The organism is Streptomyces sp. HUAS CB01 (assembly GCF_030406905.1).
GTDB lineage: Bacteria > Actinomycetota > Actinomycetes > Streptomycetales > Streptomycetaceae > Streptomyces > Streptomyces chengbuensis.
This window is the reverse complement of sequence record NZ_CP129137.1, coordinates 2,460,587-2,487,551: the sequence shown is the minus strand read 5'-3', so window position 1 is coordinate 2,487,551 and position 26,965 is coordinate 2,460,587. Positions and strand designations below refer to the sequence as shown.

General features: G+C 73.9%; 18 protein-coding genes and 3 tRNA genes. 12 read left to right on the top strand and 9 right to left on the bottom strand.

Annotation, left to right across the window (positions count from 1 at the left end; all coding sequences use genetic code 11):
• Window positions 1–42: 42 nt before the first annotated feature.
• Both QRN89_RS11080 and QRN89_RS11075 read right to left on the bottom strand, forming a co-directional pair.
• Window positions 43–2,244 carry a molybdopterin oxidoreductase family protein gene (locus tag QRN89_RS11080; RefSeq protein ID WP_290349188.1) on the bottom strand — a complete coding sequence of 734 codons (2,202 nt, stop codon included), beginning with the start codon at window positions 2,242–2,244 and terminating at the stop codon, window positions 43–45.
• Between the two features lie 98 nt (window positions 2,245–2,342).
• Entirely contained in the window at window positions 2,343–3,038 is a 696-nt protein-coding gene (locus QRN89_RS11075) for a SanA/YdcF family protein (RefSeq protein ID WP_290349187.1), read from the bottom strand.
• A 389-nt stretch (window positions 3,039–3,427) separates the two neighbouring features.
• On the opposite strand from QRN89_RS11075, the gene QRN89_RS11070 reads away from it, so the two are divergent.
• From QRN89_RS11070 to QRN89_RS11045, 6 genes are all read left to right on the top strand, one after another.
• A complete protein-coding gene (locus QRN89_RS11070; RefSeq protein ID WP_290349186.1) occupies window positions 3,428–4,129 on the top strand; it encodes a hypothetical protein in 702 nt (233 codons plus the stop codon).
• A gap of 240 nt (window positions 4,130–4,369) precedes the next feature.
• Entirely contained in the window at window positions 4,370–5,335 is a 966-nt protein-coding gene (locus QRN89_RS11065; protein ID WP_290349185.1) for a sirohydrochlorin chelatase, read from the top strand.
• A 36-nt stretch (window positions 5,336–5,371) separates the two neighbouring features.
• Window positions 5,372–6,724, top strand: coding sequence for a deoxyguanosinetriphosphate triphosphohydrolase (locus tag QRN89_RS11060; RefSeq protein ID WP_290349184.1), 1,353 nt, complete (start codon window positions 5,372–5,374; stop codon window positions 6,722–6,724).
• Window positions 6,725–7,125: 401 nt separating this feature from the next.
• On the top strand, window positions 7,126–8,394 hold the full coding sequence (locus QRN89_RS11055; protein WP_290349183.1) for an NAD(P)/FAD-dependent oxidoreductase: 1,269 nt from the start codon (window positions 7,126–7,128) through the stop codon (window positions 8,392–8,394).
• Window positions 8,395–8,403: 9 nt separating this feature from the next.
• A complete protein-coding gene (gene dnaG, locus QRN89_RS11050; RefSeq protein ID WP_290349182.1) occupies window positions 8,404–10,311 on the top strand; it encodes a DNA primase in 1,908 nt (635 codons plus the stop codon).
• Between the two features lie 278 nt (window positions 10,312–10,589).
• Window positions 10,590–11,858 carry an RNA polymerase sigma factor gene (locus QRN89_RS11045; protein WP_290349181.1) on the top strand — a complete coding sequence of 423 codons (1,269 nt, stop codon included), beginning with the start codon at window positions 10,590–10,592 and terminating at the stop codon, window positions 11,856–11,858.
• A gap of 54 nt (window positions 11,859–11,912) precedes the next feature.
• Here QRN89_RS11045 and QRN89_RS11040 read toward each other — a convergent pair whose 3' ends face one another.
• The 4 genes from QRN89_RS11040 to QRN89_RS11025 all read right to left on the bottom strand — a co-directional run bounded on the left by QRN89_RS11040 (window position 11,913) and on the right by QRN89_RS11025 (window position 18,023).
• The gene (locus tag QRN89_RS11040; RefSeq protein WP_290349180.1) at window positions 11,913–13,838 is read right to left on the bottom strand and encodes an ABC transporter ATP-binding protein; all 1,926 of its coding nucleotides are present in this window, start codon (window positions 13,836–13,838) and stop codon (window positions 11,913–11,915) included.
• Window positions 13,838–15,571, bottom strand: coding sequence for an ABC transporter ATP-binding protein (locus QRN89_RS11035; RefSeq protein ID WP_290349179.1), 1,734 nt, complete (start codon window positions 15,569–15,571; stop codon window positions 13,838–13,840). Before QRN89_RS11035 ends, QRN89_RS11040 begins: the two co-directional genes overlap by 1 nt.
• 258 nt (window positions 15,572–15,829) lie before the next feature.
• A complete protein-coding gene (locus tag QRN89_RS11030) occupies window positions 15,830–17,269 on the bottom strand; it encodes an FGGY family carbohydrate kinase (RefSeq protein ID WP_290349178.1) in 1,440 nt (479 codons plus the stop codon).
• A gap of 454 nt (window positions 17,270–17,723) precedes the next feature.
• Complete coding sequence (locus QRN89_RS11025; protein ID WP_290349177.1) at window positions 17,724–18,023, bottom strand: YtxH domain-containing protein; 300 nt, start codon at window positions 18,021–18,023, stop codon at window positions 17,724–17,726.
• Between the two features lie 253 nt (window positions 18,024–18,276).
• Here QRN89_RS11025 and QRN89_RS11020 point away from each other — a divergent pair.
• From QRN89_RS11020 to QRN89_RS11010, 3 genes are all read left to right on the top strand, one after another.
• Window positions 18,277–18,349: transfer RNA gene (locus tag QRN89_RS11020), tRNA-Asn, on the top strand.
• 5 nt (window positions 18,350–18,354) lie between these two features.
• Window positions 18,355–18,427 (top strand) — tRNA-Asn (locus QRN89_RS11015).
• Between the two features lie 177 nt (window positions 18,428–18,604).
• Window positions 18,605–18,678, top strand: a tRNA-Ile gene (locus QRN89_RS11010).
• 152 nt (window positions 18,679–18,830) lie between these two features.
• Here the strand turns inward: QRN89_RS11010 and QRN89_RS35810 are convergent.
• A complete protein-coding gene (locus QRN89_RS35810; RefSeq protein ID WP_435833247.1) occupies window positions 18,831–19,760 on the bottom strand; it encodes an SCO2400 family protein in 930 nt (309 codons plus the stop codon).
• Between the two features lie 531 nt (window positions 19,761–20,291).
• Between QRN89_RS35810 and QRN89_RS11005 the strand changes: the two genes are divergently transcribed.
• Complete coding sequence (locus tag QRN89_RS11005) at window positions 20,292–21,647, top strand: flavin monoamine oxidase family protein (RefSeq protein ID WP_290349176.1); 1,356 nt, start codon at window positions 20,292–20,294, stop codon at window positions 21,645–21,647.
• A 967-nt stretch (window positions 21,648–22,614) separates the two neighbouring features.
• On the opposite strand, the gene QRN89_RS10995 is transcribed toward QRN89_RS11005, so the two are convergent.
• Window positions 22,615–22,794: a CsbD family protein gene (locus QRN89_RS10995; protein WP_290349175.1), complete on the bottom strand. Its 180-nt coding sequence runs from the start codon at window positions 22,792–22,794 to the stop codon at window positions 22,615–22,617.
• A 212-nt stretch (window positions 22,795–23,006) separates the two neighbouring features.
• Here QRN89_RS10995 and QRN89_RS10990 point away from each other — a divergent pair, with 212 nt between their 5' ends.
• Both QRN89_RS10990 and QRN89_RS10985 read left to right on the top strand, forming a co-directional pair.
• Window positions 23,007–23,747 (top strand): SDR family NAD(P)-dependent oxidoreductase, encoded by a 741-nt coding sequence (locus QRN89_RS10990; RefSeq protein ID WP_290349174.1) that lies wholly within the window; start codon window positions 23,007–23,009, stop codon window positions 23,745–23,747.
• A 179-nt stretch (window positions 23,748–23,926) separates the two neighbouring features.
• Window positions 23,927–25,186, top strand: a complete 1,260-nt coding sequence (locus tag QRN89_RS10985) for an MFS transporter (RefSeq protein ID WP_290349173.1) — start codon at window positions 23,927–23,929, stop codon at window positions 25,184–25,186.
• A 455-nt stretch (window positions 25,187–25,641) separates the two neighbouring features.
• Here QRN89_RS10985 and QRN89_RS10980 read toward each other — a convergent pair whose 3' ends face one another.
• Window positions 25,642–26,907 (bottom strand): S8 family peptidase, encoded by a 1,266-nt coding sequence (locus QRN89_RS10980; protein ID WP_290349172.1) that lies wholly within the window; start codon window positions 26,905–26,907, stop codon window positions 25,642–25,644.
• Window positions 26,908–26,965: the final 58 nt, after the last annotated feature.

The window sequence follows — 26,965 nt, the reverse complement described above, 5'->3', positions numbered from 1 at the left end:
CAGCCCCGTGACCCCGGCACGTCGTCTCAGCCCGTCACGCCGTCACGCCGTCACCCGCTCCAGGCGTACCGCGCAGACCTTGAACTCCGGCATGCGGGAGGTCGGGTCGAGGGCCGGGTTGGTCAGCGTGTTGGCGCGGCCCGCGCCCGGCCAGTGGAAGGGCATGAAGACGGTGTCGGGGCGGATCGCCTCGCTCACCCGCGCCGGAGCGACCGCGCGGCCGCGGCGCGAGACCACCGCCACGGGCTCGCCGTCCGCGACCCCCACCCGTGCCGCCAGCTGCGGATGCAGCTCGACGAACGGTCCCGGGGCCGCCGCGTTCAGCTCGTCGACCCTGCGGGTCTGCGCCCCCGACTGGTACTGGGCCACGACCCGCCCCGTCGTCAGCACGACGGGGTACTCGGCGTCGGTCGGCTCGGCGGCCTCCCGGTGCACCACGGGTACGAACCTCGCCCGCCCGTCCGGCGTCGCGAACCGCTCGAGGAACAGCCGGGGCGTTCCCGGATGCGGGCCCCCGGCGGGCCGGCCGGCCCGCCGGGTGTGCCCGTCCGGGTCCGCGGCGGGCCCGTCCGGCTCCTCGGCAGGCCCTTTTGCTGTCACCGCGGCTCCGCCCGTCTCCGGGCAGGGCCAGAAGACGCCCTGCTCCTCCTCCAGCCGCCGGTAGCTGATGCCCGCGTAGTCGGCGGGTCCCCCGGAGGAGGCGCGTCGCAGCTCCCCGAAGACCTCCTCCGGGTCGGTGGGGAACCCCTTCTCGTGCCCCAGCAGCCCGGCGAGCCCGTGCATGACCTCCAGGTCGCTGCGCACCCCCGGCGGCGGTGTCAGCGCCCGGCGGCGCAGCAGCACCCTGCCCTCCAGGTTCGTCGTCGTCCCCGTCTCCTCGGCCCACTGCGTCACCGGCAGGACCACGTCCGCCAGTTCCGCCGTCTCCGACAGCACCACGTCCGCGACGGCGAGGAAGTCCAGGGAGCGGATCCGTTCCTCCACGTGCGCGGCCCGGGGCGCGGACACCACCGGGTTGGACCCCATCAGCAGCAGCGCCCGAACGTCCCGGCCGAGGGCGTCGAGAAGCTCGTACGCGCTTCGGCCGGGGCCGGGCAGCGAGTCGGGGTCGACGCCCCACACCCCGGCCACGTGCGCCCGCGCCGCCGGGTCGTCGAGCCTGCGGTACCCGGGCAACTGGTCCGCCTTCTGGCCGTGCTCACGACCGCCCTGGCCGTTGCCCTGGCCCGTGAGACAGCCGTAACCGGCCAGTGGCCGGCCCGCGTTCCCGGTGGCGAGGGCGAGGTTGATCCAGGCGCCGACCGTGTCCGTGCCCTTCGACTGCTGTTCCGGTCCGCGCGCGGTGAGGACCATCGCGTTGGGAGCGTCGCAGAACAGCGCCACCGCCGCCCGCAGTTGGGGCACGCCCACGCCGGTGATCCGTTCGACGAGTTCGGGCCAGTGCGCCATCGCGGCCGCCCTGGCGTCCTCCCACCCGGTCGTGCGCTCCCGGATGAACTCCTCGTCCGTGCGGCCCTGTGCCACCACCAGGTGCAGCAGGCCGAGCGCCAGGGCGAGGTCGGTGCCGGGGCGCGGTGCGAGATGCAGATCGGCCTGCTCGGCGGTCTTCGTACGGCGCGGGTCGATGACGATCAGCGAACCGCCGTTGTCCTTCAGTTCCGTGAGGTAGCGCAGCGCGGGCGGCATGGTCTCGGCGAGGTTCGAGCCGACGAGGACGACACAGCCGGTGCGCGGGATGTCCTCCAGCGGGAACGGCAGTCCCCGGTCCAGCCCGAACGCCTTGTTGTGCGCGGCCGCCGCCGAGGACATGCAGAACCGGCCGTTGTAGTCGATCTGTGAGGTGCCGAGCACCACCCGCGCGAACTTGCCCAGCGCGTACGCCTTCTCGTTGGTCAGGCCCCCGCCGCCGAACACGCCGACCGCGTCCGCCCCGTGCCGTGCGCGGGTGCGGCGCAGCCCGTCGGCGGTGACGCGGAGGGCCTCCTCCCAGGTGGCCGGCTCGAGCCTGCCTGTGGCGGGGCGTCGGACCAGGGGCCCGGTCAGCCTGACCCGGGAGGAGAGCACCGCGGGTGCCGTACGTCCCTTGCCGCACAGGGCGCCCCGGTTGACCGGGAAGTCGTCCCGCTCCACGACCTCGACCGTCTCCCCGGACCCGCGCAGGTTCATCCCGCACTGCAGGGAGCAGTAGGGGCAGTGGGTGGGGACGAGGGCGGGGGCGGGGGCCGGGGCCGGTGCGTGGGACATGCGACCAGCGTGCGTCGTTCGTGTTACGGCGGCGGGCCCGCCGCATTACGGCCTCGGTACGCGGCCCTCCCCGGGCCGGGTGCGCGGCGGTGAGCGGCTCAGGGCACGGTGCCCGCCGAGGCCAGGGCCTCGGTCACGCCCGTCTCCTCGGGCCCGAGGAAGTGCGGGTCCGGCCGGAGCGCGACGTCCAGCGCCGCCTTGCCGGCCGCGAACAGCTCGCGCGCGCCGCCGTAGTACCAGACCGAGTCGTGGGGCTCGCCGACTCCGACGCCGTACGACTCGATCCCGGCGGCGTCGCACAGCGCGATCGCGCGCTTGATGTGGAAACCCTGGGTCACGAGCACGGCCCGGTCCACGCCGAAGATCTTCTTGGCGCGGACACAGGAGTCCCAGGTGTCGAAGCCGGCGTAGTCGCTGACGATCCGGCCGTCCGGCACACCCTGCCGGACGAGGTACGCCCGCATCGCGTCCGGCTCGTCGTACTCCGCCCGGCTGTTGTCGCCGGTGACGAGGACGACCTTGACCTTGCCCGCGCGGTACAGCTCCGCGGCGGTGTCCAGCCGGTGCGCCAGGTACGGGGTCGGCCGGCCCTTCCACAGCCCGGCGCCGAACACCACCGCGACCTCGCGCTCGGGGGCGTCGGCGACCGTGCCGGTGCGGCTGTCGGCCACGGCGTGCATCCAGGTCGCCGGGGCGAGCGCGAACACCGCGGCGAGCATCAGCGCCTGTACGGTCCGCCGCCGGCCGCGCCGGGTCCTGGGTACGACCCGGCCCGGTACCAGCCGGCCCGGCACCCTCGCGCGCGGCAGGAGCCCGCGCGCCCGCCCGCTCCCGCCCGGCACAGGTCCACGCCGGACGAGCCCACGCCGAGCGGCCCCGCGCGGCGGAAGTCCGCGCAGCCGGAGCGCCCGGAGCGCCCGGAGCGCCCGTGACCCCCGTGACCCCCGTGACCCCCGTGACGAGAGCTTCCGCATCGATGACCCCCTGGTTCGTCGGCTCACTTCCTCCGACGTTCGGCGGGGCACAAAGGTTCGCCGCGTCCGGTCGATGTGAGCGGGGGAACTCGCCGGCTCACCACTTCGGGGTGGGGGCGCCGCCTGCATACGCCGTAAACAGGAGCGGAACAACGGCCCCGCTCCGGGAGACGGTGCCGGTTCGCCGGGGAGTACGGCATGATCGAGCCATGATCGCTGTCTCCGCCCGGAACAATGCCGAATGGTGCCATGCGATGTGCCGCGCACACGGGATCCCCGGGGTGTTCGGCGATCGCGCCTGGACCAGCGAGCGGCGCACCCCGCCGCTGTACCCGGACGCCGTCACCCTCGCCCCGGACGCCACGGCGCGGGAGGTGCTGGGGCCCATCGACCGTACGGGGGCGGGCTGTTCGGTCAAGGACAGCTTCGGACGGCTGGACCTCACGGCCGACGGATTCGAGGTGGCCTTCCAGGCGCGCTGGATCCACCGCCCCGCCGTGCTCGCCGCACCGGTCGCGCCCCACGACGTCGTCTGGCGCCCCGTACGGACCGCTGCGAGCCTCGACCGCTGGGAGGTCGCCTGGTCAGGCGGCGACGCGGAACTGACCGGACTCTTCCGCCCGGGGCTCCTGTCCGACCGCACCGTCACCGTCCTCGCCGGCACCGCCGACGGAGGCAGCCGCACGGTCGCCGGAGCGGTCGTCAGCCGCAGCGAGTCGGTCGTCGGGCTCTCGAACGTCTTCGCCGCGGACGGCGACCTCGACCGCGCCTGGTCCGGCTGTCTCGCCGCCGTCGCCCGCCTCTGGCCGGGCATGCCGGTCGTCGGCTACGAACACGGCGAGGACCTGGCGGCGGCGGCCAGGCAGGGCTGTGTGCCGGGTCCCGAACTGCGGGTGTGGCTGGCGAGCTGACGCACGGCCGGGGCACGTCCCGCTCCCGGCGCCGGTGTGCGTGTTGCTGGTGGGTGTGGTGACCGCGGCCGGGGGGTGTCCTGCTCCCGGTACCCCTCCCCGCGCCCCCGTCCGCCCGTGTGCACGCGACGGAGGCGCGTCCCGCTCCTGACATCGCTCCGCGCGCCCCCGTGAGGCCGCGGTAAACACCCGTCATCCCGGCGCAACGACGCGGCAACCTGCGCCCGTCAGGATCGGTCCATGACGGAGTCGGCACACCCTCGTGAGTCACTGGCCCCGATCCCGCTGCCCCTCGACACCACCGCGCAGCTGCTCACCCGCATCACCGCGCAGCTCGGGGCACAGCTCAGTCACGTCCAGCTCAACGGAGTGCGCAGGCCCATGAGTTCTCCCCGCCTCACGTCCGCCGCCGCGGGCAACCCGTTCACGGACCCCGTGGCCGCCGGGCACACCGGCAGCCCCTCCGCCCCCGTGCTCGTCGCCGTCGCGCACGGCAGCCGGGACCCCCGTGCCCTGCGGACCGTGAACCGGCTGCTGGACCGGGTGCGGGAGCTGCGCCCCGGTACGGACGTGCGGCTCGGGCACATCGAGCTCGACGAACCGCTGCTGCCGGACACCCTCGCCGCGCTGGGTGACCGTGAGGCGGTGCTCGTACCGCTGCTGCTCGGCCGGGGTCACCACGTGCGGCACGACATCCCCGCCGCCGTCGCCGCCGCGCCCCGGCTGCGGGCCCGGTTCGCCCCGCCGCTCGGCCCGCACCCCCTGCTCGTCGAGGCGCTCCACGACCGGCTCGTCGAGGCCGGCTGGGGCGGTACGGAGGTCGGCGGCCGCGGCGCCGGGGTGGTTCTCGCCGCCGCCGGGTCGCGCGACCCCGCGTCGGCCGACGACGCCCGCCGTACCGCGGCGATGCTCACCGAACGCCTCGGCGGGGTGCCCGTCCTCCCCGCCTACGCCTCCGCCGTCTCGCCCACCGTTCCCGAGGCGCTGCGCGCCCTGGCCGCGCGCGGCCGGCACCGGGTTGCGCTCGCCTCGTACTTCACCGCGCCCGGCCGGTTCGCCACGGCCGCCCGGAGCGCGGCGCCGTGGATCGCGGCCGCGCCGCTCGGCGCCCACCCCGCGCTCGCCCGGCTCGTGCTGCAGCGCTACGACGACGCCCGGAACGCCCCGCACGCGGCGTCCGACCCGCGCCGGCTGGTCACCGCCTGAGTCACGCTCCAGGCGACTGCCGTTACCGTCGGGTGCATGGAAGGCACCACGGACACCGGCACCGATCACTGCGCGAACCCCTGCGACCCCTGCGAGTACGACGACGCGGCCACCGCGCGCTGGGCCCCCGAGCCCGACAAGCGCCCTGGCCGCACGGCCTTCCAGCGCGACCGCGCGCGGGTGCTGCACTCCGCGGCTCTGCGCCGGCTCGCGGGCAAGACCCAGGTGGTCACGCCCGGCTCGCGCAGCGCGGCCTGGGACCCCAGCCCCCGTACCCGCCTGACCCACTCCCTGGAGTGCGCCCAGGTCGGCCGGGAGCTGGGCGCGGCCCTCGGTTGCGACCCGGACCTGGTGGAGGCCGCCTGCCTCGCCCACGACCTGGGGCATCCGCCCTTCGGGCACAACGGCGAGCAGGCACTCAACGACGTCGCGGAGGACTGCGGCGGCTTCGAGGGCAACGCCCAGTCGCTGCGGCTGCTCACCCGGATCGAGCCGAAACGGTTCGTCCGCTCCGGCACCGTCACCTCCGCCGCCCCCGGCGCGGGCGGCGAGCTGATCAGCGTCGGGCTGAACCTCACCCGGGCGGCGCTCGACGCGGCCACCAAGTACCCCTGGTCCCGCGGCGGCCACCCCACCGAACCCGGCTCGCCGAAGTTCGGCGTGTACGAGGACGACCTGCCGGTCTTCGCGTGGGTCCGGGAGGGTGCCCCGGGACACCGCAAGTGCTTCGAGGCCCAGGTCATGGACTGGTCCGACGACGTGGCGTACTCCGTCCACGACTTCGAGGACGGTCTGCACGCCGGCCACATCGACCCGAACGTGCTGCTGTCCGAGACCGAGCGCGGCGAGATCTGGGCGGTCGCCGTCGGCCGCTACGTCCCCAAGGAGACCGACCCGCAGGCCCTCGCGGCCGCCCTCGACCGCCTCGTCGACCAGGAGTGGTGGCCGCACGGCTACGACGGTTCGGCCGTCGCCCAGGCCCGGCTGAAGGACGCCACGAGCCAGCTCATCGGCCGGTTCTGCCTGGCCGCCGAGGGCGCCACCCGGCAGGCGTACGGCACCGGCAGGCTCACCCGGTACGCCGCCGAGCTGGTCGTCCCGGAGGAGGCCCGCCTGGAGTGCGCGGTCCTCAAGGCGATCGCCGACCGCTATGTGATGCAGCGCGCGGAGCAGGAGGCGTTGCGCGCCGACCAGCGCGTCGTCGTCGCCGAGCTGGCCGAGGCCCTGGCCGCCCGGGCGCCGGAGGGCCTGGACCCGCAGTTCCGCGCGATGTTCGACGACGCCCCCGACGACCGGGCCCGCAAGCGCGTCATCGTGGACCAGATCGCCTCCCTCACCGACGCCTCCGCCCGGGCCCTGCACAGCCGGCTGCGCCCGCACGGGCGGTGAGCGGGGAGGCCCCGGCCACGACCGCGGGCCCGGGGATCCGAGGGGCGGCCGACCGCCCGTGTCCCCGCCCGGCCCGCCCGGGCCGGGTGCGGCCCGGGCCCGGCCCCGCTGCCCGGTCCGGCCCCGCCGCCCCGGCCTGCCCGCCGGACCCGCGTTCGGCCCCGGGCCCACCGACCGTCCGGCCCGTGTCCCGCCCCCCGCAGCGCCGCGGACCGGCGCCGGGTCATGCGTACTCCCGGCGATCACGGGGGTCGGATCCAGCCGTTCCGCTACGCCCGCCGAGGCGCCCCCTCTTCCGCCACCACGCTCCGTGCGGGACGCTCGCAGAAAGGCGGCGTAGCGTGCTGTGTCATCCCGGAGGACACCTCCGGGACCTCCGGCCGTGAACAGGGAGGCAACAAGTGGTCGACGCACATCGGACATTCGTCATCGTGGGCGGGGGACTCGCCGGGGCCAAGGCCGCGGAGACCCTCCGTGCCGAGGGTTTCACCGGCCGGGTGATCATCATCGGTGACGAACGCGACCACCCGTACGAGCGGCCGCCTCTCTCCAAGGGATATCTGACCGGCAAGGAGGAGCGCGACGTCGTCTTCGTCCACGAGCCCGCCTGGTACGCCCGGCACGACGTCGAGCTGCATCTCGGCCAGTCCGTCACCGCCGTCGACCGGCAGGGCCGGTCCGTACTGCTCGGCGACGGCACCACCGTCCACTACGACAAACTGCTGCTCGCCACCGGCGCCGAGCCCCGCCGGCTCGAGGTGCCGGGCACGGATCTGGCCGGCGTCCACCATCTGCGCCGGCTCGCCCACGCCGACCGGCTGCGTCAGGTTCTGGCCACTCTGGGCCGTGACAACGGCCATCTGGTGATCGCCGGGGCCGGCTGGATCGGCCTGGAGGCGGCGGCCGCCGCCCGCGGCTACGGTGCCGAGGTCACCGTCGTCGAGCCCGAGCCCACCCCGCTGCACCAGGTCATCGGCCCCGAACTGGGGCAGCTCTTCGCCGATCTGCACCGGGAGCGCGGCGTCCGCTTCCACTTCGGCAGCCGGCTCACCGAGATCGTCGGGCAGGACGGCATGGTGCTGGCCGCCCGTACCGAGGACGGCGACGAGCACCCCGCCCACAGCGTCCTCGCCGCGATCGGCGCCGCCCCGCGCACCGGCCTCGCCGAGGCCGCCGGACTGGCGCTCGTCGACCGGGCGCACGGCGGCGGCGTCGCCGTGGACGCCTCCCTGCGCACCTCCGACCCGGACATCTACGCCGCCGGCGACATCGCGGCCGTGCACCACCCGCTGCTCGGCGTCCGGCTGCGGGTGGAGCACTGGGCCAACGCGCTGAACGGCGGCCCCGCCGCCGCCCGCGCCATGCTCGGCCGCGAGGTCTCCTACGACCGGATCCCGTACTTCTTCTCCGACCAGTACGACCTCGGCATGGAGTACTCCGGCTGGGCCCCGCCCGGCACCTACGACCAGGTCGTGCTGCGCGGCGACGCGGGGAAGCGCGAGTTCATCGCCTTCTGGCTGAAGGACCGGAAGGTCCTCGCCGGGATGAACGTGAACGTGTGGGACGTCACGGAGGACATGCAGAACCTGATCCGCTCCGGCAGCGCCGTGGACACGGACGCCCTCGCCGACCCGGGCACTCCGCTCGGAGCTGTCCCACCCGCCCCTTAAGCTTGACGCGTGGCGGGAAGGATCAATGACGACGACGTGAAGGCGGTGCGGGACGCGGTCCCCATCGACTCCGTCGTGTCCGAGTACCTCCAGCTGCGCAACGCGGGCGGCGGCAACCTCAAGGGCCTGTGCCCCTTCCACGACGAGAAGTCCCCCTCCTTCCAGGTCAGTCCGAGCAAGGGCCTCTTCCACTGCTTCGGCTGCCAGGAGGGCGGGGACACCATCACCTTCGTGATGAAGGTCGACCACCTGTCCTTCTCCGAGGCGGTCGAGCGCCTCGCGGCCCAGGCCGGCATCACCCTGCGCTACGAGGAGGGCGGGTACAACCCGGCCCACCAGCGCGGCGAGCGCATCCGGCTGGTCGAGGCCCACCGGATCGCGGCCCGGTACTACGAGGAGCAGCTCGACGGCGCGGAGGCCGAGATCGGCCGGAAGTTCCTCGCGGAGCGCGGCTTCGACCAGGCGGCCGCGCAGCACTTCGGCGTGGGCTACAGCCCGGCCGGCTGGGACCACCTCACCCGCTTCCTGCGCGGCAAGGGCTTCTCCGACAAGGAGCTGCTGCTCTCCGGACTGTCCCAGGAGGGCCGCCGCGGTCCCATCGACCGCTTCCGCGGCCGGCTGATGTGGCCCATCCGGGACATCTCCGGCGATGTCGTCGGATTCGGCGCGCGCAAACTCCGCGACGACGACAACGGCCCGAAGTACCTGAACACCCCGGAGACCGCGCTCTACCGGAAGTCCCAGGTGCTCTACGGCATCGACCTGGCGAAGAAGGAGATCGCCAAGTCCAGCCGCGCCGTGGTCGTCGAGGGGTACACGGACGTGATGGCCTGCCATCTCGCGGGTGTCACCACGGCGATCGCGACCTGCGGCACGGCCTTCGGCGGCGACCACATCAAGATCCTCCGCCGGCTGCTGATGGACAACGGCAGCGCCAAGGTGATCTTCACCTTCGACGGTGACGCGGCCGGCCAGAAGGCCGCGCTCCGGGCCTTCGAGGACGACCAGAAGTTCGCCGCGGAGACCTTCATCGCCGTCGCCCCGGACGGCATGGACCCGTGCGACCTGCGGCTCGCCAAGGGCGACGAGGCCGTGCGGGAGCTGGCCGAGCCGCGCAACCAGCTGTTCGAGTTCGCGATCCGCCAGATCGTCAAGACGTACGACCTGGAGACCCCGGTCGGCCGCGCCGCCGCCCTCGACGAGGCGGCGCCCATCGTCGCGCGGATCAAGAACAGCGCCTCCCAGCACGAGATGGCCGTCCAGCTCGCCGGTCTGCTCGGCATCCTCGACACCCAGTTCGTGGTCCGCCGGGTCGGCCAGCTCGCCCGGTGGGCACGGGAGCGGGGGAGCGGCGGCGGCCAGGGACCGGCCCCCGCGCGCCACACCCGGACGTACGACGCGGCACCCCCCTCGCCGCGGCCCGGCGGGCCGGCGCTCAATCTGCGCAGCCCCGCCCACCGGACCGAGCGCGAGCTGCTGAAGCTCGCGCTCCAGCACCCGGAGCTGGTCTCGCCGGCGTTCGACGCCTACGGGGCGGACGAGTTCACGGCGCCCCCGTACGCCGCGGTGCGCCAGGCGATCGCCGACGCGGGCGGCGCCGAGTTCGGCGTCCCCGATCCGCCCGGCTATCTGGCCCGCGTCCGGGAGGCCGCGCCGGACGACTCCGTCCGCGCGATGGTCACCGAACTCGCCGTGGAGGCCGTCCACTCCAGGACCGTCGACGAGAGCTACGCGGGCGTCCAGCTCGTCCAGGTCCGGCTGCGCGCCGTCGACCGCCGCATCCGCGACGTCCAGGGCACCCTCGCCCGCCTCGGCGCCCACGCGGACCCCGAACAGATCGCCGCCGTGCAGAACGAGCTGTGGGTGCTCCAGCAGTACGCCCAGTCGCTCCGCAACCGCGGCGCGGACGCGCTGTAGCCCGGTCGCGCACAGGCGGGACGCGCCGTGCCCGGACGCGCTTTGCGCCGGGACGTGCCGTGGTCCGCACGCGCCGCAGGCCGGCCGCGCACAGGCGGGACGCGCGGCGCCCGGACGCGTGGCCCGGACCCGCGCTGCACGTACGCCGCCGGGACCGCCCCCGCACCCCGCCCCCGTACCCGACCGCCCGCCGGTAACCGCGCGGTCACGGACCGGACGCAAAAAGTCACCGCACGCCCCTCGTGGCAGTGATGTGTCGTACCCCACACTGGGGTGCGGTGCCTGAGTCCCCGGAGCGCGGCCGGCCCACGGCAGGTGGGCCATCCAATCCCGCGGATCCGCTCATCGTGTACGGGACGGACAGCGGCCCGGCCGCCGTCCCCGTCCCGCTGCCGCCTGCCCCCCGACCGGCAGCCCCCACCCTGGAGGTCGCTCCCGTGCAGACCCGGACCCTGACCGAAGCCGAACCGGTCGCGGCGGTCCCGCCGCAGAGCCGGGCAGCGCACCACCCCGAGAACGAGCAGCCGCCGGTGCCGGACGGCACGGCAGCGGCGGAGGACGGCCCCGGGCCGGCGGAACTGTCCGAGCAGCCCGATCCCCCCGAGCCGCCCGCCCGCACGGACTCCGGCGGCACCGGCCCCTCGTCCGACCTGTTCCGGCAGTACCTGCGGGAGATCGGGCGCATCCCGCTGCTCACCGCCGCCGAGGAGGTGGAGCTCGCCCGCCGGGTCGAGGCGGGCCTCTTCGCCGAGGAGAAGCTGGGCAGCACCCCCGACCTGGACTCCCAGCTCGCCCTCGACCTCGACAAGCTCGTCGTCATGGGCCGGATGGCCAAGCGCCGGCTGATCGAGGCCAATCTGCGGCTCGTCGTGTCCGTCGCCAAGCGGTACGTCGGCCGCGGACTGACCATGCTCGACCTCGTCCAGGAGGGAAACCTCGGACTGATCCGCGCGGTGGAGAAGTTCGACTACGCGCGCGGCTACAAGTTCTCGACGTACGCGACCTGGTGGATCCGCCAGGCCATGTCCCGGGCCCTCGCCGACCAGGCCCGGACCATCCGGGTGCCCGTCCACGTCGTGGAACTCATCAACCGCGTCGTGCGGGTCCAGCGCCGCATGCTCCAGGAGCGCGGCTACGAGCCGACCGCCGAAGAGGTCGCCGCCCAGCTGGATCTCGCCCCCGAACGCGTCGGCGAGGTCCTGCGGCTCGCCCAGGAACCGGTGTCGCTCCACGCGCCCGTCGGCGAGGAGGACGACGTCGCCCTCGGCGACCTCATCGAGGACGGCGACGCCGCGTCACCGGTGGAGTCCGCCGCGTTCCTGCTGCTCCGGGAACACCTCGAAGCCGTCCTCTCCACACTCGGCGAGCGCGAGCGCAAGGTCGTCCAGCTGCGCTACGGACTGGCCGACGGCCGGCCCCGCACCCTGGAGGAGATCGGCCGGATCTTCGGTGTCACCCGCGAACGCATCCGCCAGATCGAGTCCAAGACGCTCGGCAGGCTGCGTGACCACGCCTACGCCGACCAGCTGCGCGGCTACCTGGACTGAGCCCCGCCGAGCCCCCTGCGAGAAGGGTCCGACGGGGCCCGGCACCGCTCCGGCTCAGTCGACCTCGGCGACGGCCTGCGCGAACTGCGCCGCGTACAGCCGCGCGTACGCGCCGTCCGCCGACAACAGCTCGTCGTGCGTGCCCTGTTCGACGATCGAGCCGTTCTCCATCACCAGGATCACGTCCGCGTCCCTGATGGTGGAGAGCCGGTGCGCGATCACGAACGACGTACGCCCGTGGGCGAGCCGGGCCATCGCCTTCTGGATCAGCACCTCGGTGCGGGTGTCGACCGAGCTCGTGGCCTCGTCCAGCACCAGGATCACCGGGTCGGACAGGAACGCCCGCGCGATGGTGATCAGTTGCTTCTCGCCGGCGCTGACGCCGGCCCCCTCGTCGTCGATGACGGTGTCGTAGCCGTCCGGAAGGGTCCGGATGAACCGGTCGGCGTGCGCCGCCCGCGCCGCCTCCTCGATCTGCTCCCGGGTGACCTCGCGCGAGGTGCCGTACGCGATGTTCTCCGCGATCGTGCCGCCGAACAGCCAGGTGTCCTGCAGCACCATCCCGATCCCGGCCCGCAGGTCGTCCCGGGACATCGTGGCCGCGTCGATCCCGTCCAGGGCGATCCGGCCGCCCGTCACCTCGTAGAAGCGCATCAGCAGATTGACGAGCGTGGTCTTGCCCGCCCCCGTCGGGCCGACGATCGCGACCGTCTGACCGGGCTCGACCGCCAGTGACAGATCCTCGATGAGCGGCTTCTGCGGGTCGTAGCGGAAGGACACCTTCTCCAGCTCGACCGCGCCCCGCCGTTCGTCGGGACGGGCCCCGCGGATCGGGTCGGGAGCCTGCTCCTCGGCGTCCAGCAGCTCGAAGATCCGCTCGGCCGAGGCCACCCCGGACTGCACCAGGTTCGCCATCGACGCCACCTGCGTCAGCGGCATCGAGAACTGGCGCGAGTACTGGATGAACGCCTGGACGTCGCCGATCGACAGCGTGCCGGAGGCGACCCGCAGCCCGCCGACGACCGCCACCAGCACGTAGTTGAGATTGGAGACGAAGAACATGAGCGGCTGCATGACCCCGCTGTTGAACTGCGCCCGGAACCCGGCCTCGTACAGCGCCTCGTTCTGTTCGGCGAAGTCCTCCGCCGACTCCCCCTGGCGCCCGAAGACCTTCACCAGCGTGTGGCCGGTGTACATCTCCTCGATGTGCGCGTTGAGCCGGCCGGTGGACTGCCACTGCCGGACGAACTGCGGCTGGGACCGCTTGCCGACCTTCGCGGCCACCACCACCGACAGCGGCACCGTCACCAGCGCGACCAGGGCCAGCAGCGGCGAGATCCAGAACATCATCACCAGCACGCCGACGATCGTCAGCAGGGAGTTGATGAGCTGGCCCATCGACTGCTGCATGGTCTGCGAGATGTTGTCGATGTCGTTCGTCGCCCGGCTCAGCACCTCACCGCGCCTGGCCTTGTCGAAGTACGACAGCGGCAGCCGCGCCAGCTTCGCCTGCACGTCCTCGCGCATCCGGTACACGGTCCGGTTGATCACCAGGATCGACGCCCGCGTCGACACCAGCATCAGCAGACCGGCGGCCGCGAACACGGCGAGGGCCACGAGCAGCACCTCGCCGACGGCCGTGAAGTCGATGCCCCGGCCGGGCGTGAAGTCCACCCCGGACAGCATGTCCGCGAGCCCGCCGTCACCGCGCTCGCGCAGCGCCTCGACGGCCTGGTCCCGGGACGGCCCGGCCGGCATCTCCCGGCCCACCACACCCGCGAAGACGAGGTCGGTCGCCTTGCCGAGGATCCACGGCCCGACCACCGAAAGCCCGACGCTCAGCACACCGGACGCGACCATCACCCACAGGGCCCGCCGCTCCGGCAGCAGCTGCCGCAGCAGACGCTGCCCCGAGCCCTTGAAGTCCATGGACCGCTCGCCGGACTGGCCCATCATCATGCGTCCGCCAGGACCGGCCATCAGGCAGCCTCCGCCTCGGTCAGCTGGGAGAGGACGATCTCCCGGTACGTGTCGTTCCCCGCCATCAGTTCGTGATGGCGGCCCGTGCCGACGACCCGGCCCTCGTCGAGGACCACGATCCGGTCGGCGTCGCGGATGGTCGACACCCGCTGCGCGACGATCACCACCGTCGACTCGGCCGTCTCCAGCGCCAGCGCACCGCGCAGCGCCGCGTCGGTCGCGTAGTCCAGCGCCGAGAAGGAGTCGTCGAACAGATAGATCTCCGGCCGCTGCACCAGCGTGCGCGCGATCGCGAGCCGCTGCCGCTGGCCGCCCGACACGTTGGTACCGCCCTGGGCGACGGGCGCGTCGAGCCCGCCGTCGAGTTCGCGCACGAAGTCGGCGGCCTGCGCGACCTCCAGCGCCCGCCACAGCTCCTCGTCGGTCGCGTCGGGGTTCCCGTAGCGGAGGTTCGTCGCGACCGTTCCCGAGAAGAGGTACGGCTTCTGCGGCACGAGTCCGACGGTGCGCGCCATCAGCACCGGGTCCAGTTCCCGTACGTCCACCCCGTCGACGAGGACCTCGCCGCCCGTGACGTCGAACAGCCGCGGAACCAGCCCCAGCAGCGTCGACTTGCCGCTGCCCGTCGAGCCGATGACCGCGGTCGTCTCACCGGGCCGGGCCACCAGGTCCACCCCGCGCAGCACGGGTTCCTCCGCGCCCGGGTAGCGGAAGTCGGCGCCGCGGACCTCGAGATGGCCGTGGCGCGCCGTCTCCCGCACCGGCGCGGCCGGGGGCACGACACTGGACTCGGTGGCCAGGACCTCCTCGATGCGCTCGGCGCACACCTCGGCGCGGGGCACCATCATGAACATGAACGTGGCCATCATCACGGCCATGACGATCTGCATCAGATACGCGAGGAACGCGGTGAGCGCGCCGATCTGCATCCCGCCGCTGTCGATGCGGTGGGCGCCGAACCAGACGACCGCGATGCTCGACACGTTCACGACGGTCATCACGATGGGGAACATCAGCGCCATCAGCCGGCCCGTCGCCATCGACACGTCCGTCAACTCGGTGTTCGACCCGCGGAAGCGCTGCTCCTCGTAGTCGTCCTTCACGAAGGCCCTGATCACGCGGTTGCCGGTGATCTGCTCCCGCAGGACCCGGTTGACCGTGTCGAGCCGCTCCTGCATGGTCCGGAACAGCGGCCGCATCCGCTTGACGATCAGTGACACGGAGATGCCGAGTACCGGTACGACCGCGAGCAGCACCGCCGACAGCGGGACGTCCAGGGAGAGGGCGAGCACGATGCCGCCGACGCACATGATCGGCGCGGACACCATCAGCGTGAACGCCATCAGCACCAGCATCTGGACCTGTTGGACGTCGTTGGTCGTACGGGTGATGAGGGACGGGGCGCCGAAGTGCCCCACCTCACGCGCCGAGAACGACTGGACGCGGTCGAACACGGCGGCGCGCACGTCGCGTCCGAGCGCGGCGGCGGTCCGCGCGCCGTAGTAGACGGCCCCGATGTTGCACACGACCTGGACGACGCTGACGCCGATCATCAGCGCGCCGAACGTCAGGATGTATCCCGTGTCACCCTGGACGACACCGTTGTCAATGATGTCCGCGTTCAGTGTGGGCAGATAGAGCGTGGCGCTGGTCTGGAGCAGTTGCAGCGTCACCAGCAGGGTGATCGCCTGCCGGTGGGGACGCAGGAACGTCCGGAGGAGTCGTATGAGCACGCGCGGCTGTCTCTCGGTTCGGCGGCATTCGGGGGGTCGCCCCCATACTCCGCCACCGGGCCACCGCTCGCCCAAGGGTTTTGGCCAAGGCCCGGTCAAGAACGCCCCCGTGGACGGCGGGTGGGACGCCCGCGGGCCCGGTCCCGCCGGCACGGCCCCGGTGCCCGGCCGGGCACCTTCCGGGGCGGACCGCCGCCCGGCCGGGGCCCGTTCCCGGACGGCCCGCCGGCCGGCCCGTGACGAGGCGTCGCCCCTCGATCAGGGGTTGAACGCACCCGGGTGGATCTGCTCGCGCGTGGCCGCGTACTGCTGGCGCACCGCCTGGCCGACGGCGAGTTCGTCACCCGCCTCGAAGACCTGCGCGGCCGCGCCCTGCCAGGACGGCGGGGCGTGCGGGGCGAGTGTCCCCTGGGCCGCACCGAGCGCCCACGCCGCCTGCCGGGCCGCGCCCAGCGCCGCGTAGTCGGCGGGCTGCGGTACGACGACCTGTGCGGCGAAGATCGCCGGTGCGGCCGCCTGGACCGCCGGCAGTTCCGCGGCCTGCCCCAGCAGGAACACCCGGCGCACCACCACGCCGCGCCCGCGCAGGACGTCCAGCGCGTCGGCCAGCGAGCACAGCATGCCCTCGAACGCGGCACGAGCCAGGTGCTCGGGCTTCATCGACTCGCGCCGCAGTCCCGTCAGGGTGCCCGCGGTGTGCGGCAGGTGCGGGGTGCGCTCGCCCTCCAGATAGGGCAGCAGCACCAGACCGGAGGAGCCCGGGGTGGACTTCACGGCCAGCGCGGACAGTTCGGACAGGTTCTCGACCCCGAGCATCTCGGCGGTGCCGCGCAGTGCGCGCACGGCATTGAGCGTGTGCACCACCGGCAGATGCATCCCGGTCGCGTCGGCGAACGACGTGATCATCCCGGACGGGTCCGCGAGCGCCTCGTGGTGGATCGCCATCACGGAACCGGTGGCTCCGAGGGACACGACCGCGTCGCCGGTCCCGAGGCCCAGCCCGAACGCGGCCGCCATGGTCTCGCCGGTGCCGGCCGAGATCAGCAGGCCCTCCGGGGTCGTCCCGGCGGCGTCGGACGGGCCCAGCACCTCGGGCAGGGCCGCCTGGTGGCCGAGCGCGAGCTCGACGAGATCGGGTCGGTACGAGCCGGTGCCCGCGGACCAGTAGCCGGTCGCGGACGCCGCACCGCGGTCCGTCGTCCGCCGCGCCGGCCGGCCGAGCAGCTGCCACACCAGCCAGTCGTGCGGCTGGAGGACCAGTGCGGTGCGCCGGGCCGCCTCCGGTTCGGTCCGCGCCAGCCAGCGCAGCTTCGAGACGGGCAGCCCGGACTGGGGTACGCAGCCCACGGCCTCGGCCCACGCCTGCCGCCCGCCGAACCCCTCGACCAGATCGGCCGCCGCCGCCTGGGCCCGCTTGTCGTTCCCGACCATCGCGGGCCGCACCGGAGTGCCGGACGTGTCCAGCGGTATCAGCCCGTGCTGCTGGGCGGACACGCCGATGGCCTGCACGCCTTCGAGGAGCCCGCCGGCCGCGGCCTCCCCCAGCGACAGCAGCCATGCCTGCGGATCGACGTCGGTGGCCTTGGCCTCGACGGGATGCGGTGCGTATCCCTGGCGCAGCACGGCGCCCGTGTCCGCGTCACAGACGACGATGCGAGTGAACGCGGACGAACTGTCCAGCCCGGCGACTATCCCCATGCCCTCAGATTCTGCCGCACTCGCGCCACTCCCACGGCCGAGGGCCGGCGAACGGGGCACGGCGGAGCGTGCCGGGCCCCGCGCGCCGGCCGGACGCGCGCGGGACTCGTGTCGGCGGGGAGGCTCCGGGAGGCCGCGCGGAGCGCCACCCGGTGACCTTCGTGTTCGCCGGGGGCTCGGCCGGGCGGTTCGCGGCGGCCGGCGGGCTCCGCCGGGCGGCGTTCGTGCCGCCGGGCGCCTTTCATGCGGCGGGCGGGCCTCGCCGGGTGGCCCCTCGCGGCGACCGGGGGTGCCGACCGGTGGCCCTCGCACCGGCGGGCCGGTTCGGTACCGCCGGGCGTGCCGTGCGCCGGTGGGCGGGGACCGGGACAGGCCCGCCCCGTGGTGACGGCACGAGCCCCGCGCCGGAAGACGCGGGGCTCGTGTGCGGCCGGGGGCCGGGACCGCCCGGTGGCTACGTGTTGCTCGTGCCCCAGTCGTCCTCGCCGCTCCGACTCCGTTCCCGGAGCGACCGCACCCGCTCGGCCACCGTGTCGGGAATGCGGTCCCCGACCTTGTCGCTCACCACGTGCAGCGCCTTGCCCGCCACCTCGCGGCTCGTCTGCGCGGCGGACTCCGCCGCGTTCCGCACGGCCGGGTTCCGCGCGAACTCCCGTGCCGCCTTCTTCATCTGCTCGTACCGCTCCTGCCCGGCCCGGGCGCCGAGCACGTATCCCACACCGAGTCCGGCCATGAATGTGAGCCGGTAGCGCATGGCTGCCACCCTTCGCAGGCGTCGTCGCCGACGCCGTTTCGATACGGACCGTGAGGTTGTGGTGCTCGCCTACCCGCACGGCCCCGAGATCACCCTGCGATCACCCCCGCGCACCTGCCCGGGGCTCACCGCGTGGTCACCGGGGGGAACCGATTGGCGGAGCACCCCCCTGCTTGCGCTAATGTATGTGTCGCAGCGAGCGCGCGCCGCCCGGGAACGCCCGGGGTAGGTACGTTCGGTGCACACGCGACAATCCCCTGTAGCTCAATTGGCAGAGCAGCCGGCTGTTAACCGGCAGGTTACTGGTTCGAGTCCAGTCGGGGGAGCGCGATCCCCTGTAGCTCAATTGGCAGAGCATTCGGCTGTTAACCGGAGGGTTGCTGGTTCGAGTCCAGCCGGGGGAGCAGAAGCGGAAGAGGACCCTTCGGGGTCCTTTTTCATGTCCTCGTGCCGGTGGGGAACCGGGCGGCCGGCAGGGCAGTCCTCATGATCGTGGCGTTGCCGACCATCCGAAGCAGGAGATCGTATGAGCGGCTATGCTGCGGCAGACGGCGCGCACAAATGTGCGCGACGCGCCGTTGGGGGCGGTAGCTCAGCCGGTTAGAGCAGCGGACTCATAATCCGTCGGCCGTGGGTTCGAGTCCCACCCGCCCCACCGAGCGCCGCAGGTAGCAGAAACGATGCGACCTGCCGAGACAAGGGTGCCCCCCGGGCCTCGCCGAGTGGGCGAGGCGCGCCGAGGGCACCGATTCCGTCGGACTTCCTCTACCAGGCGGACTTCCTCTACCAGGCGGCTCCGTGGGCCCGTCACCTCCCCGTGAGCGCGGCACCGCCGACGATGCTCCGGCGCGCGCCCGCCGGGAGCGGCGCCCGTTCCCTCAGTGCCTCGGTCACCGGCACCTCCGTGGTGCTGGGCGTGGGGCTGCCCGTGGGCGAGGCGGCGCCCGTACTGCCGCTGGGGCTCGGCGAAGTGGGAGCCGTCGGCGAGGTCGACGAGCCCGGGCGGCCGGTGGAGGGGCGGGCGCTCGGGCCGGCGGTCTCGGGCGGGGGAGTCGAGTCGGGGACGGGATCCGGGGTGCGGGCGGGAGGGGACTCCGGGGGAGTGGGCGTGGCCCGGGGTGTCCCGGGCACACGGCCCTTGCGTTCCCGGGAGCCTCCCCTGGCGGGGTGCGTCGCCGGACGTTCCGGAGGAGCCGACGCGCCCGGCCGGGCCGTGCCGCGTTCCGTCGGCTCGTCGGAGGACGCCAGATCCGGGCTCGGCGCGGCCTGCGGGAGGCCGGCGGAACCGTCCGCCAGCAGAGAGGACGTGCCCAGGCCGCCCAGTACCGCGAAGGCGGCAGCGGCGAGAGTCCGGCCCCCGTACCTCTTCCACCGCCGTGGACGGGGGCGGTGGTCGGAAGCCACATGTGCGGCGGCCACACGCCCCGTCGTCACATGACCTGTTGCCACACGACTTGTTGCCACATCATCCGTGGCCGTATGGGCCGGGGCCGGGAGGTCCGTGGCCGGAGGGGCAGGGGCGGGCGCCGTGGCCGTGTGGGCCGGGGCCGGGGGTGTGGCGGGGAAGGCGTCCGGCGGCCCGTCGGGCGCCGATTCCCCGCCGGGGCCGGTCTCCGTCATCGCCGTCGTGACCGCCGGGATCTCACCCGTGGGTGTCATCGCCGGGTCGTAGGCACCGCATTCGGGGCACGTCACGGCGCCGTTGAGGGTGCGGTGGCAGGGTGCGCAGTAGTCCATGGGCGGGCCGCTCAGTACGGGAGCCGCGGGCCGGCACCGCGGCTCGCCGGGCACGCCGGACGGCGGACCGCGGACGCGGGGCGGAGCCGGGTGCGGTGCGGAAGGGACCTGGGCATGTGCGGACCTCGCTCACTCACCGGTCTGGGTGGGTCACCGGTTACCGGGGTCAACGAGGGGCCGCGAGCGCCTGTTCAAACGGCGGCGGAAACGTGGCACAGGTAACTTCCCGCCCGATAGGGGCCGTTGACGACCCGGCCGCGGCTCCCGGCCCGGCGCGCCCCACCCGCACCTCGCGTCCGGCAGCGGCAGCGCACCCGGAGTCAGGTCGGAGACAGGGCCGAGGGCGCACCCGGAGGCGGGGACGGAGGCGCAGGCGGCGGCGGGGACGGGCGCGGGCCACCTGAGCCGGGGCGCCGGGCGCCGGGCGTCGGCGTGTCGCGGTCGCCCGGACGGCCCCAACGGCAGCACGGGCGGTGCACCCACCGAGCGCCGAGGCCCCCGGCGGGCGAGGCTGCACGGTGGAGGTGCGTCATGGAGCAGGCGACGGTGGACGTGTGCGTGGTGGGTGCCGGATTCGCGGGTCTGGCGGCCGCGCGGAACCTGGCGCACGCGGGCCGGGAGGTGATCGTGCTCGAGGCCCGCGACCGCGTGGGCGGGCGGGTGTGGAACCGGGAGCTGCCCGACGGCACCGTCGTCTCGGCGGGCGGCACCTGGCTCGGTGACGGCCAGGCGCGGATGTTCCGGCTCGCCCGCGAGCACGGGCTCCGCGCGTATCCGCAGTACCACGACGGCGACCACGTCCTGCGCCTCGACGGCGTCGAACACCGCTACCGGGGGAGCATCCCCAAGGCCGGACCCGGCACGCTGGCCTCCCTGGGGCTGGCCCTCGCACGGCTGAACGCGATCGCGCGGCGGCTCCCCGTCGACGCCCCCTGGCTGGCCCGGAACGCGCGGGCGCTCGACGCCCGCACCCTCGGCCAGTGGCTCGCCGATCCGGTCAACGTGCCCTCCGGGACGGCGCACACCGTCCTCAAGGCGACGATGAGCCTGCTGTTCTGCACCGATCCCGCCGAGGTCTCCCTCCTGGGCGCGCTCGTCCTGGCCCGGGGCGGCGGAGGGTTCGACTACTACACCGACAGCGACAGGACAGAGACCCATCTCCTCGACGGCGGGACCCCGGAGCTGGCCCGGCGGATGGCCGAGCGGCTGGGCGACGCCGTACGCCTGGCCAGTCCGGTCCGGCGGATCGTCCAGAACGGGAACGACGTCGAGGTGAGCACGGACGCGCTGACGGTGCGGGCGCGCCGGGTGATCGTGGCCGTTCCGCCGGTCCTGACCGGGCGCATCCTGTTCGAACCCGCGCTGCCGCCCGCCGCCGGCCATCTGCGGCAGCGGATGACGCCCGGGTCGATCATCCGGGTCCACGCCTCGTACCCCGAGCCGTTCTGGCGCGGCCAGGGGCTCTCCGGGCAGACGCTCGCCCCCCTGTCGGCCGTCCCCGTCACCATCGACCAGACCCCGCCCGGGGGCCGGCCCGGCGTGCTGAGCAGCTACGCCTTCGGTCCCGGGGCCGTACGGCTCGGCCGGCTGGACCCCAAGGAGCGCAGGGACGTGTGGCTGCACGCGCTGGCGGAGCGGTTCGGGCCGGAGGCTCTGCACCCCCTCGGATACCTGGAGACCGACTGGTCCGCCGAGGCCTGGTCCGCGGGCGGGATGATCGGCCACTTCCCGCCGGGCGCCCTCACGAGCTACGGCCGTGCGCTGCGCGAGCCGGTCGGCCGGATCCACTGGGCCGGTACGGAGACCGCGACACAGATGCACGGGCTGATGGAGGGCGCGGTGCGCTCCGGTGAGCGTGCCGCCCGGGAGGTCCTGGCCCTGCGCTGACACCGCGCCCGGGCCCGGTCGCGCCGGGCCGTGTGACCAGGCCCTCCGGGACATCCGGTCCGGGCCGGTGGTGCAGACGGGCAGGAACGCTCGGGTGCGTGCTGATACGCCTGGAATCGTGGGATCCAGGAAGGTCCCGTGCCGCGCACCGACGACGCACCTCCGATCGGTGCCGAGTAAGCCGCGGACCACGCGTCCGCCCCGCCCGATGACGTGGCCTCGCTCCGGCACGCCATCGCGCAGGAGATCGACGCCCTCCGCGCCGACGTGGGTGGCTCCACCCCGGCCCGGGCGGCCCGGCCGTTCCCCGACGCCGTGCCGGCGAGGGACACCGCGGCCGCCGCGCCGCGTGCCGGTTGCTGCCGGCCGGCCGGGAACTCCTCGCCAGCTCGGGACCGCCGGCGGTCACGGTCTCAACGCCGTGGCGCGCATGGCCCGGCAGCGCCACGCGCCGGCCGGCCTGGGCCCGGACCGGGGCGGTTCCGGGCGCCATGGCGACACTGGCCGAACCAGCTGATGTGCGGCGATCCCACCGCGCTCACCGCGACCGCGTGGTCGGGTGCATCGACCACCACGTCCTGCGCTGGGCGTCCGCCGCCCGTGCTGCGCCGGGGCGGCGGTGCCTCGCTCCTGCCGGGCGACCACGCCGGGCCCCTGCTCGGGGCTGGTCCCCGGGTACGCGTACGAGACGTCGACCGTGCCGCCGGAGCCGGACGGCCTGCTGCCCCTCTGCGCCGACGGCCTGATCGAACGGCGCGACGAGGACGTCGAGGACTCGCTCGACGGCCTCGTCCGCAGCCTCGCGCGCGAAGGGCCGCCGGCACCGGAGGAGACGATCGACGCCTGGTCTCCGCCATGCCGTGGCCGGCCTGGAGGACGACGCGTGCCTGCCGGCCCTGCGGATCCACTGAACCGCCCGGCCCTGCGGGACGACCGAACCGCGGGGTCCGGGGGCCGGCCGGTCGCCTCAGTGGTGCCGGGTGTGCCTGCGTACCTGGTCGGCCGCCTTCTCCGCCATCTCCTGCGCCTTGCCGCGCAGCATGTCGCTCCGGCCGGCGCGCTGCATGGACTTGTCGCCCATGGTCTTCCCGAGGGTTTCCTTCAGCTTGCCCTTGATCTGCCGCGCCTTGGCGTTGTGCTTGCTCATCAGGATCGGTGTCCTCTCGGGTCCGTGGTGCGTCCACGCACCGGTTAACCCTGCGCCTGTTCACCCTGCGCCTACCCGGGTTGCCCCGCAACCTGCACACCTTCACGCCCGTGCGCCCTCACCACCGGCCCCGCCCCCGGCTGTGATGGAGTGGGCCCCGGAACGCCCGCACGGCACCCGGCGCGGGCAGGAGCGAGCTCGGGAGGCGCCCCATGGCACGTCCGGTCACCGTCGTCACGGGCGGGAGCCGTGGCATCGGCGCGGCGACCTGCGTCCGGCTGGCCGCCGACGGCCACGACCTGGTCCTCGGTTACGTCAGCAACGCGGCCGCCGCGGAGGAGGTCGCCCGGAGCGTGCGCGCCGCCGGCGCGCGCTGTGTCACGGTACGGGGGGACACCTCCCACGAGACGGCCGTGGAACGCCTGTTCGACACTGCGGCGGCGGAACTCGGCCCCGTGACCGGTCTGGTGAACAACGCCGGCGTCACCGGCCCGCTCGGCCGGCTCGCCGACGCCCGCACCGAGGACCTGCGCCGGGTCATCGACGTGAACCTGCTGGGCTATCTGCTGTGCTGCCGGCGCGCGGCCCGCGACATGGCCGCACGCGGTTCCGGCGCGATCGTCAACATCTCCTCGGCCGCCGCGACGCTCGGCTCACCCGGGGAGTACGTCCACTACGCGGCGACGAAGGCGGCGACCGACGCCCTGACCGTCGGTCTGGCCAAGGAACTCGGCCCGCAGGGCATCCGCGTCAACGCCGTCGCCCCCGGCACCGTCAACACCGACATGCACGCCGCCATGGGCGATCCCCACCGGCCCGCGAAGGTGGCCGCCGTGACGCCGCTCGGCCGACCGGGAGAACCGGCCGAGATCGCCGGTGCCGTCTCCTGGCTGCTCTCGGACGACGCCTCCTTCACGACGGGCACGGTCCTGCGGGTCTCCGGCGGCCGCTGAACTCCTCGCCGCGGTGACGGCCGTCGGCGGACGACCTCACCGGAGCACGCGCGCCCCGCGCTGACGGCCTCGGAGGGGCCCGGGAGACCGGTCCGGTGGTGTAAGGGGCTCGCTCAAGTGCGTCCTTATACTTCCGCCATGCCGCTCATAGCCGCCCGCCGCCGTACGACGTTCCTCGCATGACCGCCACCGGCTCCCCCGCCCGCAAACCCCGCATCCTCGCCGACCTCACCCCGTTGCGCGTCTCCGCCCACTACCGGCGGCTCTGGTTCGGCAACACGGTCTCCTGGATCGGCCAGGGCATGACCACCCTGGCCATCTCGCTCCAGGTGTACGACATCACGCACTCGACGTTCTCGGTCGGGCTGGTCGGTCTCTTCACCCTCGTCCCGCTGGTCGTCTTCGGCCTCTACGGCGGCGCCGTCGCCGACACCGTGGACCGGCGCGCGCTCGGGCTCTGGAGCGCGGCCGGTCTGGCCGGGCTGTCCGCCGCGCTCGCCGCGGCCGCCTTCGCGGACTTCCACCGCGTCTGGTTCCTGTACGGCGTCGTCGCGCTCCAGGCCGTGTGCGCCGCGCTCAACTCGCCCGCCCGCAGCGCCATGATCCCGAGGCTGCTGCCGCCCGAGCAGCTACCGGCCGCCAACGCCCTGTCCTCCATGACGATGACGTCCGGCATGCTCCTCGGCCCGATGCTGGGCGGACTGATCGTCGGCTACGGCGGCTACCAGTCCGCGTACGCCATCGACTTCGTCGCCTTCGGGGCCGCGCTGTACGCGATGTGGCGGCTGCCGTCGATGCTGCCCGACCGCGACGGGACGAAGGGCGGGCGCGCGTCCGTGCTCGACGGGCTGCGCTTCCTCGCCACCCGGCCGAACATCCGTATGACCTTCTTCTCCGACTTCTGCGCGATGATCCTCGCCCATCCGCGCGCGCTGTTCCCGGCGGTGGCCGGGCTCTGGTACGGCGGTGACGCCCGTACGACAGGTCTCCTCGTCGCGGCGCCCGCCGTGGGCGCACTGCTCGGCGGGGTGTTCTCCGGCTGGCAGGGGCGCATCCGGCGGCACGGGGTGGCGATCCTGCTCGCCGTGGCCGCGTGGGGCACCGCGATCGCCGTGTTCGGCCTGACCAGGAACCTCTGGCTCGGGCTGCTCTTCCTCGCTCTCGCGGGATGCGCCGACACGGTCTCCATGGTCTTCCGCAACACCATGCTGCAGGCGGCCGCGCCGGACGAGATGCGCGGCCGCCTGCAGGGGGTGTTCATCGTCGTCGTGGCGGGCGGCCCCCGCCTCGGCGACTTCCTCGCCGGCTCGGTCGCCGACCTCACCTCGCCCACCGTCGCCGTCACCGGCGGCGGACTCGCCTGCGTCCTCGCCGTCTGCCTGCTCGCCCTGCGCGGCCGCGGTTTCCTGCGCTACGACGCCCGCCGGCCGACGCCGTGACGCGTGACGTCGTGGTGACGTCGAGACGCAGTGATGTCGAGACGCTGTGATGTCGAGACGCGCGACGCGCGGTTGCGTGGTGCCGCGACGCGTCATGCCGTCATGCCGTCATGCCGTCATGCCGTGACGCCGTGACGCCGTGACGCCGTGACGCCGTGACGCCGTGACGCCGTGACGCCGTGACGCGGCGGGGCCGTTGGTCCGTGCCGAGGGTCGCCCCCGGCACGGACCCTGGACCGTACGGCGCTCGGACCGGCCCCGGACGGGTTTCCGAAACCGGCCCCCGGACCGGCCCCCGGAGCCTGGCCGGGCCCTGGACGGGTCCCGATCCCCGCTCCGTCGCGGTGCCGTCCCGACCCGGGAGTCCCGGAAGTCGGGACCTGGTGGTGCGTTCCGCCCCGCGGGACCGGAGGGAGACCCCGCCCCGCGGGTTCGGAAGGTCCCGCTCGGCGGGATCAGAAGGAACGGAGCCTCAGCAGCGGCTCCTTGATGCCGTCACCGTCCTCCGACGGCCAGATCCAGTCCGTGCCGCCCGCCTTCACCAGCGCCGTCTTGACCTCGGCGGGGGAGGCGCCGGCGTGGGTCGCCCGGTAGAGGGCCGCGCCGCCCGCGACGTGCGGGGCGGCCATCGAGGTGCCGGACAGGGTGGAGTAACCGCCGTTCATGAAGGTGGAGCGGATGCACACGCCGGGGGCGATCAGGTCCACGTCGCGGCCGTAGTTGGAGAAGTTCGCGAAGGTGTCGTCCCGGTCCGAGCGGCACGTGGCGCTGCCGAGGCCGCCCGACTTGCCGTCGAAGTCGGCCAGGGCACTGACCGTGATCACCTCGTCGTAGGCGGCCGGGACGAAGCCGGACGCGTCGGTGTGGTCGTTGCCGGCCGCGACCGCGTAGGTGACGCCCTTGGCCACCGAGTTGCAGATCGCCTGGTGCATGGCGTCGTTGTTGGTCTTGCCGCAGTTGCCGTCGTCCTTGCCCGAGCCGCCCAGGCTCATGTTGGCGACCTCGATCTCGTCGGCGTGCTCCGTGACGTAGTCGATGCCGCAGATGACGTTCGAGGTGCTCCCGGAGCCGAACGGGCTGAGCACCTGCACCGGCCAGATCCGTGCGCCCGGTGCCACGCCGACCACGCCCGTGTTGTTGTCGAGGGCGCCGATCGTGCCGGCCACGTGCGTGCCGTGCCCGTGCATGTCCATGGGCGGCAGCATCGGGAGCCAGCAGTTCTTGCCCCCGGCCTCGTACACGTTGAGATCCGGGTGGTCCGCGTCGACACCGGTGTCGATGACCGCCACGTCGGCGTTGACCCTGGTGTCCTTGCCGTCGATCGCGGCGGTCGCGCTGAGGTCGGCCTCCGCCCGGTCCACCCCGGTCGGCACCGACTGGGCGGCGATCCGCACCGGACGGTCGGGTTCCACGGACCGGACCCCCGGCTCGTCGGCGAGCGCGGCCGCCGTGGCAGCGGACATCGACGCCGCGTAGCCCTGCAGGGCGTGCCGGTAGACGTGCAGCACCACGGCGCCCATGGACGAGGCCCGCCCGACGGCCGCGTTCACCGCCGCGTCGGCGCTGCCGGCCTCGGGGGCGTCCTGGAGCGTCACGATGTACCGGCCGGTGGTCTCACCGGGGATCTGGCCGGGCTGGGCGGCCGTGCCGGTCACCGCGGCGGCCGCGGGAGCGGCGGCGAGTGCGAGGGCGAGCAGCGCAGCGCCGAAGATCTTGGGCATCCCAGACCTTTCTTGAGGAAGTCGACGGAAGCGGACCGGCTTTCGTCGGTCTCTTTCC

What these genes read in the sequence shown, in the direction of transcription:
- QRN89_RS11080 (WP_290349188.1), bottom strand. Translation starts at nt 2,244, where the DNA reads ATGTCCCACGCACCGGCCCCGGCCCCCGCCCCCGCCCTCGTCCCCACC.
- QRN89_RS11070 (WP_290349186.1), top strand. Translation starts at nt 3,428, where the DNA reads ATGATCGCTGTCTCCGCCCGGAACAATGCCGAATGGTGCCATGCGATG.
- QRN89_RS11065 (WP_290349185.1), top strand. Translation starts at nt 4,370, where the DNA reads ATGACGGAGTCGGCACACCCTCGTGAGTCACTGGCCCCGATCCCGCTG.
- QRN89_RS11060 (WP_290349184.1), top strand. Translation starts at nt 5,372, where the DNA reads ATGGAAGGCACCACGGACACCGGCACCGATCACTGCGCGAACCCCTGC.
- QRN89_RS11040 (WP_290349180.1), bottom strand. Translation starts at nt 13,838, where the DNA reads ATGGCCGGTCCTGGCGGACGCATGATGATGGGCCAGTCCGGCGAGCGG.
- QRN89_RS11030 (WP_290349178.1), bottom strand. Translation starts at nt 17,269, where the DNA reads ATGGGGATAGTCGCCGGGCTGGACAGTTCGTCCGCGTTCACTCGCATC.
- QRN89_RS11025 (WP_290349177.1), bottom strand. Translation starts at nt 18,023, where the DNA reads ATGCGCTACCGGCTCACATTCATGGCCGGACTCGGTGTGGGATACGTG.
- QRN89_RS35810 (WP_435833247.1), bottom strand. Translation starts at nt 19,760, where the DNA reads ATGGACTACTGCGCACCCTGCCACCGCACCCTCAACGGCGCCGTGACG.
- QRN89_RS11005 (WP_290349176.1), top strand. Translation starts at nt 20,292, where the DNA reads ATGGAGCAGGCGACGGTGGACGTGTGCGTGGTGGGTGCCGGATTCGCG.
- QRN89_RS10995 (WP_290349175.1), bottom strand. Translation starts at nt 22,794, where the DNA reads ATGAGCAAGCACAACGCCAAGGCGCGGCAGATCAAGGGCAAGCTGAAG.
- QRN89_RS10990 (WP_290349174.1), top strand. Translation starts at nt 23,007, where the DNA reads ATGGCACGTCCGGTCACCGTCGTCACGGGCGGGAGCCGTGGCATCGGC.
- QRN89_RS10985 (WP_290349173.1), top strand. Translation starts at nt 23,927, where the DNA reads ATGACCGCCACCGGCTCCCCCGCCCGCAAACCCCGCATCCTCGCCGAC.
- QRN89_RS10980 (WP_290349172.1), bottom strand. Translation starts at nt 26,907, where the DNA reads ATGCCCAAGATCTTCGGCGCTGCGCTGCTCGCCCTCGCACTCGCCGCC.